Annotated in this window: 8 protein-coding genes; 1 reads left to right on the top strand and 7 read right to left on the bottom strand. The window is 39.2% G+C overall.

Annotated elements, in window-relative coordinates:
* Window positions 1-312, bottom strand: a 312-nt coding sequence (locus tag RAO94_07025; protein MDP8322084.1) for a hypothetical protein, incomplete at its 3' end; no start/stop codon positions are given.
* A gap of 533 nt (window positions 313-845) precedes the next feature.
* Between RAO94_07025 and RAO94_07020 the strand changes: the two genes are divergently transcribed.
* Entirely contained in the window at window positions 846-1,109 is a 264-nt protein-coding gene (locus RAO94_07020) for a hypothetical protein (GenBank protein MDP8322083.1), read from the top strand.
* Between the two features lie 64 nt (window positions 1,110-1,173).
* Here the strand turns inward: RAO94_07020 and trxB are convergent, their stop codons facing one another.
* The 6 genes from trxB to RAO94_06990 form a co-directional block, all read right to left on the bottom strand.
* The gene (trxB, locus tag RAO94_07015; GenBank protein MDP8322082.1) at window positions 1,174-2,145 is read right to left on the bottom strand and encodes a thioredoxin-disulfide reductase; all 972 of its coding nucleotides are present in this window, start codon (window positions 2,143-2,145) and stop codon (window positions 1,174-1,176) included.
* Between the two features lie 14 nt (window positions 2,146-2,159).
* Window positions 2,160-2,540, bottom strand: coding sequence for a cytidine deaminase (locus RAO94_07010; GenBank protein ID MDP8322081.1), 381 nt, complete (start codon window positions 2,538-2,540; stop codon window positions 2,160-2,162).
* Window positions 2,541-2,559: 19 nt separating this feature from the next.
* Window positions 2,560-5,988 carry a C25 family cysteine peptidase gene (locus RAO94_07005; protein MDP8322080.1) on the bottom strand — a complete coding sequence of 1,143 codons (3,429 nt, stop codon included), beginning with the start codon at window positions 5,986-5,988 and terminating at the stop codon, window positions 2,560-2,562.
* 19 nt (window positions 5,989-6,007) lie between these two features.
* Complete coding sequence (locus tag RAO94_07000; protein MDP8322079.1) at window positions 6,008-6,664, bottom strand: HAD-IA family hydrolase; 657 nt, start codon at window positions 6,662-6,664, stop codon at window positions 6,008-6,010.
* Window positions 6,661-7,800, bottom strand: coding sequence for an aldo/keto reductase (locus tag RAO94_06995; GenBank protein MDP8322078.1), 1,140 nt, complete (start codon window positions 7,798-7,800; stop codon window positions 6,661-6,663). Before RAO94_06995 ends, RAO94_07000 begins: the two co-directional genes overlap by 4 nt.
* 783 nt (window positions 7,801-8,583) lie before the next feature.
* A complete protein-coding gene (locus RAO94_06990; GenBank protein ID MDP8322077.1) occupies window positions 8,584-10,887 on the bottom strand; it encodes a choice-of-anchor Q domain-containing protein in 2,304 nt (767 codons plus the stop codon).
* Window positions 10,888-11,074: the final 187 nt, after the last annotated feature.

The raw sequence follows: 11,074 nt of genomic DNA, 5'->3' as shown, positions 1-11,074 counted from the left end.
AGCTCCATAACTCTGGGGCCAGGTATGCTCGCAGTTTATTCCCTGATTAAAGGCATTGGTCGAAGGATCCAAATCTGGATCAAGGGTAATAGTAAAATTTGTATAAATACAGGAAAGCTGGTTATCCGGCTGAGAATCTATCTCTCCATAAAGGACATCACGGGCATCGTCATAACCCAGAGTTGTAGTTGTTTTATAATTATCCACCAGATAATCCCAAAGCCCTTCCTCCACTAATCCAGGGGCTATTACCTCTGCAAAGAGTACTGCCAGGCTTGACAGTAGAACCAGAGTAACAATATATCTTTTCATAATAATACCTCATTTTTTTATCTCAACAAAGCATAATTATCACTCTCACCTACAAGTCAAGCAAATTCAATATCTTCTGCAACTTAGTCATATGTGCATCGCTGGTGTACTCACAAGTGAGGCGCAGATGACGACCGCTATCAAACCATCCCTGCCGGAAAAACCGCTGCGTATAAATACATAGATTAAAACTGATAACTGCACGTAGTTCTCACGGCACTTCCGGAGTACCGCCAGCGCTGCAAGTCCTACTTACCTGGTCAATTATCATTATAGTTTCTGCTATGAGTGAAACTAAAACAGGGGGATAACAGCTTAGATTGAACAGTCTCAACATTAAAATTCGGACAAAGAAGAGATATTATCACAGCTAAATCTCTTCACGTATTTTAATCTCAGATATCAGGATTTACCATTCTGTCTTGCCTATTACCAGCTATTTTAGATAGTATAAGCAAAAAAAGTCAAAATTTTTCATTGACGTAGATAACACTGCTGAAATTTATATTATCCAACAGAAATGGAGGTTATTTATGGCTGATGTATATGTATATGATAAAAAGAAGTTTTGTGTTCCTGTAACCAAAGCTGAGCCCCTGGAATCTATCCAGTTCATTATTGATGACTTCATTAAAAAGGGAGTTACATTCTGTATTGATGGAGAAGGCGAGAGTTGGGAGATCTGGCGTGAAGTGGAAGAAGAAGACAGCGACAAGATCAAGAAAACAGGTTCACCGGAAAATCCTGAATACCTTTATGTGAAAGGTAAGAAGATCGAAAAGTACGATAAAGTCTAACTTACAGAGTTTGATAAAAAAATGCCCCGCTTTTTACGGGGCTTTTTATAATTTCTATCTATCGCTATTTAGGTAGTTCGCAGGTTTTCAGGTCAGTATTTTCATCTTCCTGATTGACAGTGATCCATTTTTCTGCTGACCAGGCAGCAATAGCACCATCAGAAGCTGCCGTAATCACTTGACGCAGTTTTTTACTCACTATATCTCCTGCTGCAAAAATCCCTGGAATATTCGTCTGCATACTCTCATCTACAAGGGCAAAACCCTGCTCATCAAGAGCTACTCGCGATTCTATCAATTCATTATTAGGCAAAATTCCCACGTACACAAATATCCCATCCACTTTTATATCACGATGTTTACCTTCTGATTTATTAAATACTGTGATTGATTCCACAAAATCCCTGCCAAATATTTCCTGAATCTCGGAATTCCAGATGAATTCGATTTTAGGATTAGCAAATGCTCTGTCCTGAATGATCTGCACTGCGCGTAATTCATCACGACGATGGATCACATACACTTTTTTTACGAATCTGGTCAAGAACATGGCTTCTTCTATTGCCGAATCTCCACCACCAACTACTGCTACTACTTTATCCCTATAAAAAAAGCCGTCGCAGGTAGCACAATAGGATACGCCCTTACCATAAAATTTATCCTCCCCTGGCACATTCAGCTTACGGGGATGGGCTCCGGTGGCAATGATCAGGGTTTTTGCATGATATATTTTCTTATTGGTTTCCACAATCTTGCAGAGTCCCTGCATACCAATTCCTTTCACTTCCTCTTCACATATCTCAGCTCCAAATTTATCGGCATGCTTCCGCATCTCTTCCATTAATTCACTGCCAGTCAATGTCTTATGAAACCCCGGGTAATTTTCCACTTCCTGGGTTACTGTGATTTGACCGCCAAAGACTCCTTTTTCAAAAACTATTGGTTTCAAACCTCCTCGAGCTGCATAGATTGCTGCACTTAGTCCCGCTGGGCCTGAGCCAATAATGGCTATATCATATTTGAATACTTCTTTCATAATCTTCTCCGTATTTATAGTCTGAATTGCTTTGGTAATAAATCTTGAAGCTTCATGGTTTCTTTTCCATTTTTCCAGACCACACTCACTTCAAGTTGAGGATTGAATTCTGCCAGTACCTGACGGCAGGCTCCACAAGGATAAAATGCTTTTTCCGTATCAGTATATATCACAATTTCAGAAAATTTCTGATACCCTGCTGTGATAGCATTAAAAAGTGCTATTCGCTCTGCACATACCGTTAATCCGTAGGAGGAATTTTCCACATTGCAGCCAGTGAAAATCTCTCCGCTTTCTGTCATTATTGCTGCCCCTACTTTAAACCCTGAATAGGGTGAATAGGCCTTAAGAGCTGCCTTTTCTGCTGCTTCTGCCAGATCTGTTTTTTTATCCATATTTAACCTCGCATATATACTAATGTAAAAAGAGAACTTTGCTAATACTGCTTTTATCCGGGCTGCGCAGCTTAATAAAATATATACCTGTAGAAAGCTGTGATTGCGGCTGCCAAGTGATTGTATGATTTCCCGCCTGAAAACTGCTGTCTATTATCTCAGCAAGTTTTCTCCCTTTTATATCATAAAGGGCAACTTTCACATTGCCAGGATCAGTTAGATTGAAGCTGATCATTAGTGGCTTACGACTTTCATCAAACAGATAGGGATTAGGATATGAAAGCAATGATGCCTCTGGAATGTTATTTTCACTGTTTTCTGCTACAAATTCTGTCTGTTCCACTTTGAAATCATCTATAAATACTCCAATATCATCCATAGTGGCATATTCACTAAAATCTTCTATCACCTCTGAATAATTAAAATCAAATACCAGGTGATAATTCTCTCCAGCTTCAGGAGGATTGATCAGCTGATTTTCCAGATCAAATTGATAGTGTACCCAGTCATTTTCTATGTAAACTTCCGGCATAGGTCTGCCGGTATCATTACTCAGTGCTCCTCCTGAACCCAGAAATATGATAACTTCTTCCTCTTCACCTGCCACCAGTTTCAAAAAGAAACCATCACCTCCATACATCGGCATCTTACCACGATACCAGAATGATACTTCAGTGCCCGGTGCCCAGGTTAATACCGGCGTATTTAAAAGATAATTTCCCACTTCTGCGGGACGACATGAAAGCGAATTTAATCCATTATAAGCATAAGTGCTATTCTCCTGCCACTGGTCATCTCCTTCCCAGCTTATTCCATTTTCAAAATCTTCTGAAAGCTGTAGATTCCCATTACCAAGGACAAAATTATATAATTTGTGCCATGACTTAGCACCTGCCCACTCAATATAAAGCTCTACAGATACGATACCATAATAATTATCCGGCAAGTCAGAGCTAATTTCCAGATCACTGGAAACTTCTATATCTTCTCCTTGAGAAAGTTCATCGATTTCTACTGAAATAATTGAAGGAGAAAAATTGAACATCGCCATCTCATCTCCAGTGATTTCCAGTTCGAAAGAATTTATCTCTGATAGATCTACCTGATTGCCAAATATCAAACTAACTGGCATTGTTGCTCCGGCAATAAGCCCATCTTCCTGCCAGTCAACCATCTCCAGGGAGAGATCAGCCGTCAGCAATTCCAGGTTTATTTCTGTAGCAGTTATCAGGTTTTCATACAAATCAATCAATTGCAGCTCAAGTCCGAATGTACTGCCATTTGCATAGTTTGGTGCACTGTCAAGCCTGATAACCAATGGGTCAATAGTTAGCGAATTTTCTCCTGCCACATTATAAACTGTTTCAGGATCATAGATTATCTCTATATCATCTGGCTCAGAAGTAGCTGCAAGTCTGAAACTGATAATGTCTTCGCCAGGATTTATAACTTGCATTCCCAGTTCATATTCTGTTTCCAGCTCAATCAGGGCAGGTATTCCACTCACATCTAATACTGGCTGAGTCTGGACTTCTTCCATACCTAAAGTATATTGCTGATATCCCCTGGCATAGATCTGATAACTTTCTTCTGTGCTACTCACCCATGGCAAGATAGCTAATCCGTCACCATCAGTAAACCACTGCTGTTCGCTGAATGTGATCACTGCTCCTGCTAATGACTCATTATCAGTCCCTTTCACCTGGATATAAATATTATCCTCAGTATGATTAGCAGTAATATCCATCTCCGGTGGATTATCAGTAAATAGCATAGCAGCTGCATCTCCGCAGAGATTTAATTCATATCCTACCCATTTATAGATAGAAGTTCCCTCATAATAAGGGATAAAGGCAAGTTTCTGTAATGCCTGAACTGCTCCCAGCACTTTGGTATTATCATCTCCCTGAAACAGGAGACGGAAAAATTCTGTTTGATAAAACTCTGAGAAACCGAATTGAGGTGCTGAAGGGGAGCCCCAGCCATAAGATGAATTACCTATATATCCCAAAAAACAGCGATCCTGTTCCCGCACAAATGTCTCTCCAATTGATTCACTGTCAAAAGCATTTGACCAGCAGCCGATCGAATAGAACATACCTCCCCAGTCATTCGTAAGGTCTGGAACATTATAGACATAAATATGTCCATAATTCTCTAGAGCCAGGACATTGATCCAGGCATGACCCGTGTGCTGGACTATATTCTGTCCATCAGAAAGCATGGCAAAGGCGTTTTCCTCGTTGTTATCATCTCCATACAAAAAATTTATCTCATAATTGTCCGGGAAAAAGTGATCATATATATACTCCTGACATTGCTCGCTGGCTGAGCCGTCCCAAAGCTCCATACTTAACCCGCCAGCCCGATTATAATCGGTTATCAATCCTTTTTCATATTGCAAAAGCTTACTGATATAGGCTGTCATCTCGCCTGACGTATTTACTGGAATTCTACCTACAAATACTTCAGGATATAAATCCACCTCATCTTCATCCTCTCCATACAGTGTATCAGCATCAGCATTCCAATTGCCATCCAGGCAACTGTAATACATATCACTTGCCAGATCATTTTCACCTTCATGAGCTCCATAGGCGCAATCAAAAGCATAAGCATATCTTGCCGGAATATGCTGATGATCAGCAGCCAGCGTAACATAGGTTATCCCATAAGTTTGCTGCATATCGCTGATGCATGCCCTTATTTTAGCCTGCAGATCTTCACCTTCATATTCTGCGAATATTTCTCCAGTTGTGCGAAAATATACATCATATCCCTGTTCTCTTCGCCAATCTAATAACGGCATCAATGAATTCTGGAACATCAGTGGGGCGATTGCCAGATAACCGGTATTTTCACGCACTGGTGGGCGATCTAATCCCAGGGCTTCCAGCACTTCTGCCACTGCCAGATTATCACTGAATTCTGGAGTTTCGCCTGATGATGTCTCGATATTGATATCAAAGGATGCGGGGATATAAGCAGTTCTGCTCCCGGGCTCATATTGCATGGCATTAATGGTGATGCTGAGGATCGTGTGCTCTCCGCAATTGCCCTGAGCATAAGTGTTTAACCAGCTTGCCGGATAAATGCTCCGGCTGTAATATTCCGCTTTGGGTTCTATAAATTCACCTGCTTCCTGGGAATATGGCACTGCCTGCTGGACTGGCAGCAAAGGTTTATCAAGCTCAAGAGTTTCCATTCCTTGCGGGATTACTTCAATTGATCTTACTTCACTTCCCGCTGCTAATTCCATAAAAAATCCCAGTTGAGGAATTGCCGGTGCTCCCGGTTCCTGCTGATAGATGGTCTCTGTTCCGCTTTGCAGCACGCTGTAATCCTGGCTTCTGCTCAATTCCAGGGATAGATTATCCACGCTGCCTGTAAGGGCAATGAGTTGAATGCTGATCACTAATAACAGTATAAGTGTAATTTTCTTTAACATAATACCTTCCGTTTAATATCTACCATAAATAATCTAACAGGTTTTCCAGATCCTGCCCAAGAAAACTATTAACCACCAGATCACAGATCGATAGATCCTGATTACCTGATGAGGGATTCTGATATCCAATGCAGTTCATATTTGCTCTTTTTGCAGCTAATGCTCCATTATGAGAATCTTCTATAACCATGCAATTACCGGGTTGAGATTGCAGCAAGGCAGCAGTATGGATAAAAATATCCGGATATGGTTTGCCCTGCTCTACTTGATCTCCACTCACCAGCAGATCAAAATAGTCTTTGATCCCCAGTTTGTCCACAACCAGATTCACCATTGCCAGAGGAGATGATGAGGCAACAGCTATTTTCATGCTGCGCTCATTAATATAATCCAGTAAATCCATAAACCCGACTGTGGCAGTCAATTCTATGTTAGAAAAATGCTCCATGATCGCCTTTTCAGCTAAGCCCATCAATTCATCTACGCTTTGCTTAAGCTGAAATTCTTCCCGGACCTCCGTCCACATGATTTTACTGCTTAAGCCCACAAACCGGTCATATTCCACAGCATCAAGGCTAATACCCAAATACTTATACAGCTTCTGGTTAGCTAAATAGTGATCTCTCTCAGAATTGATTATCACACCATCCATATCAAATATCACTGCTTCTATCATGGGCGTACCGTCAGATAATTATGCGCTGTCTCCAGTGCTGACATGATCTTGATCTGCTGAGGGCATTTGGTTTCACAAATTCCGCATTTGACGCATTTATCCGCTTGATTATCTTTATTAACAAAGGGATAACATCTGATACCCCAGTCTTGATCATCAAAGATATGGGCTGAATTATAAAAATGGAATATCCCCGGAATCGCTACTCCTTGAGGGCAGGGCATGCAGTAGTTACAGGCTGTGCAGGGCACCTTTATCCGACTTTTATAAGCCTGATCCAGTAGAACTACAAGGTTTTCTTCCTCATTACTCAATTTCAACTCAGGATTTGAAGCAATTTCTACATTCTCCTTTATCTGTTCAAGTGTACTCATCCCGCTTAATAGCATATCAATGCCTTCCTGCTGCCATACCCAGCGCAAACTGAGACTTACTTGACTTCCTTGATACCCAGAGCTTTTGATCACATCGGCTACTTCCTTAGGTGACTGCTTTGCCAGAAGTCCACCTCGCAGGGGTTCCATGCCGATCACTCCTGTACCGCGTGACTTCGCCAGTTCAACTCCTCTTTCTCCAGCTTGAAATTTCTTATCCAGATAATTATATTGTATCTGACAAAATTCCCAGTCATAAGAAGTTATTATATCTTCAAATACAATAAAATTGTCATGAAAACTAAAACCGGCATGCTTTATCTCGCCTGATTTCTTCTTCGCTGCCAGCCATTCTAAAGCACCGTTTTTCTTCAAGTTTTCCCAGTTCCTACCATTTAAGGCATGCAGAAGATAAAAATCTATGTGGTCTGTCTTCAGCTTTGCCAATTGCTCTTTCAGATACTTATCAAGATCTGCCGACTCCTTAATATTCCAGCTTGGCAGTTTACTGGCAAGATACATTTTATCACGATCTATATGTTCCCAGAGAGTTCCGGCAAAGTTCTCGCTTTCACCTCTATGATAGGGATATGCTGTATCCAGGTAATTAACGCCTTTATCTACTGCATATTCCACCATCTCCAGACTCTTAACCACATCTATTTTACTTACATCCTTATCTATCACAGGAAGTCTCATCAACCCAAAGCCCAATACTGATACTTTTGCACCGGTATTCCCCAATTCTCTATAATTCATCATAACTCCTTATATTTATTTTAATTACTCTTTCCTGTTTTTCTAAGGATATACTCCAAATATGTCCAGAAATTTCTTGCCAGTCGGATTTAAATGGACGAAATGGACAATATGGACAGGATAGACAAGAGGTGAACGCTGGAACAGGGTGACTTGCACTCGTTAACCTTAACACCAGGAAGGATAAATCCCATTGTCATTTAAATGTAGATCATAAATTAGATATTAAAAGTCGGAACAATAGTTATACTAAGCAACCGTAACTATCAAATTAACCTAATTAAGCCACAGGGAACCCACAGGGAGGGTACTGGGGGCTATGGCTATAGTAAAATAATTTGTATCTTATTTAATTTCAGTACTTTTGAGTAGATTTTTATAAAGTTATCTTCTTTTTTCTATGAAAATGCAGTTAGAAAAACTAATAAGATTGAATTCAATACGATCGGATGATATATTATCATACTTTAGGGTCAGTATTTACTTCTCTAAAATATAATATCTACTTATTTCTGGAGTGAATCTTGTTTTTTTAGCAACTAATAGCCTTCGCAGGCTTACGGCTCATCAAGTCAAAACGAACAAGACGAACTATTTCAATACTAAAGCCTCAGTTTAAAAAAACCATACAGCATAAGAAAAGCAAAAATGAAGTTCTGCTATTTCCTCAGTTCGTTTTGTTAGTACTTGTCTTGATGAGCTGTAATGCATGAAAGCTATTCGTTGCTCAAATCCTCTTTATTCTTACATTACATTAATTCAAAATTCAAAACTCAAAATTCATAATTACCTGATCACCGTCAATTTCCCCTGCTCCAGAAATTCTCCATCTTTTGAAAGACGCAGGAAATATACTCCTGCTGCCACTTTGTCGCCACTGGTATTGCAGCAATCCCATCTGATGCCGCTATATTCTCTTTTTAATTCCGATTCCCACACTTTTTGCCCTTTTATGTTATATATTCCTATCTGATAATCCTCTACTTGCATCAATCCAGCATAATTGATGATCACTGCTCCCCTGCCCTCACTTATTCTCACAGGATTAGGATAGTATTTCAAATTAGAATATTCCAACTCATCTTCATGCACTGGATTGCTGAAGGGATTATATTCATAAGCACCAATATCTATTCCATTTCCTCTTATCCGTAAATTGCCTGCCAGATCATATTCAGGTAAAACAACACCCTCAGGTAATTCCAAAGAACCTGCATCAATTGCCGGTGAACCTTCCTGCAACTTGTAGGGATATTCACCGTCATACATAAATAAAGGGTCTTCTTCACTAATTGTCTCTTCATCCCATTCCAGGAAAACTTCTCCACCAATTAATACTCCCTCAAGTCCATTCTCAATTATGCTGTGATGTACATCTACCACCGGTATTCCAAAATAAGTATCTCCCATTAAAATTATTGAATTGGATGTATCATTATCATATATTATGCTATTCATTATTCCTACATCTAAATCATAAGCAAGATGTAATGGAGCATTCTCTACAAAGGCACCCTCAAATACATTACCGGCAAAAGTGCTATTAATTACATTGAGATTATAAATATCAATACAATATATTGAAATACCTACACTATAATCTGTAAAATTATTTAGATATTCATTATCACTAAACTCACAATTTACAATATTGAAATTATGTTCAAGCTGATTGGTCATTGCTGAATCTAAGGATAAGCCTCCAGTGTGATTATTCTTACTTTGACAGTTTTCCATTAATACTGTACAATTGAAATCATGATTATTCATATAATTACGCAATATAACAGAAGTCGGATAATGGATATTATTTTCGAAAAGTATATTTCGCATTGTTAAATTAGATGAACTTACTAATAGTAATTTATCATATTGATTATCTATAATCCGCAAATTCTCCAATAAAACAGGATTTATTGACTGAGAAGTATTATCTATATTGAAAATCATTGTATATATAGTAGATGTATTATTAGCATAACCATCTCTAATTGTAAGATTCTTAATTTCATATCCCAGGTCACTAAATAAATCGATAGCAAATCCCTGATCAATTCCATTAAGCTCTATAATTGTGTTTTCTTCTGATTCACCAATTATTGAGACATAAGATCTAAGGGTTATCGGAAATCTCTGATTATTTAGTTCAGTAGAATATATCCCATCTACCAGATGTATTGTGAGTGGATTATCTTCATCCGCAGTAATGAAATGCAAAGCCTGATTCAGTGTCTGCAAGGGCTCGTTGGCTGACAATCCATTATTTTCATCATCACCATCCGGGGAAACGTACAGGTCATTATAAACACGCTCATATTTAGCGTGCTGCATATCAAAAATAGATTCGTCATATACTTGTTCACCTCCGCCTTCACCCTGATAAAATTCATAACTCCACGGATCACAAACTGTAAATGTATCAACGATCACATCAGTAATTGTCCCATTTTCTAAACGGTTACAAAAATCCAGACCCCAAATTGAGAAATTATCATAGATGTTACAGCGGTTGTGAGTTGAATAAGTAATTGAACCTGGTAAACACCCACTATAAATCCCCCCCCCACTGAATGCAGCTTCGTTATTGCGGATTGTAACACCTTCCAGATATGCCCAGGCATCCAGAATATCAATTCCTCCTCCTGAATAAGCTTGATTATTCTCGATTACGCAGTTAACGATATCTAAGGTTGCTTCATATAAAAAAATTCCTCCTCCTAACCTGTATCCTCCATATATGCAGCCAATGCCATTGGTTAATGTAAATCCTCTCAATAAGGCTCGATCATCATTTGTATTTACCACAACACAACTGCCTGTCTGGTTCCCATCTATAATAGTATTTCTGATGTAATCCCGGTTTCCAGTAGTCATCTCAAGACTTGCTAAAGTTATTTCCTTTCCTATAAAATCCGTATTCTCAAAATACCTACCCGGATATACCAGCACAGTATCTCCATTCGCACTGGAATTTATTCCTTCCTGAATTGATATATAATCTCCAGCTCCCTCTATATCCACAATATGTGTTGTTCCCTGTAATAGATAAACCAGTAACAATCCCCCAACCAGCAGCATCGCTTTTTTCATAATCATATCCTTTAAACCTGGGAACTACGAGCTCCAGCTCGTTGAGTATTCTCTCAAAAAGCTATTCACTGTAGTTCCCGGTTTCTTTAATTAGCAGGCGTTATTCATAATGATACGAGCTGGAGCTCGTAGTTCCCAGAAATATACGTCTCACGAATTATTTCATCAATATCACTTTCCGGTTTAC

The organism is Candidatus Stygibacter australis (assembly GCA_030765845.1).
Lineage (GTDB): Bacteria > Cloacimonadota > Cloacimonadia > Cloacimonadales > TCS61 > Stygibacter > Stygibacter australis.
The sequence above is the reverse complement of the archived record's forward strand: the minus strand, read 5'-3'. Positions and strand labels throughout refer to the sequence as shown.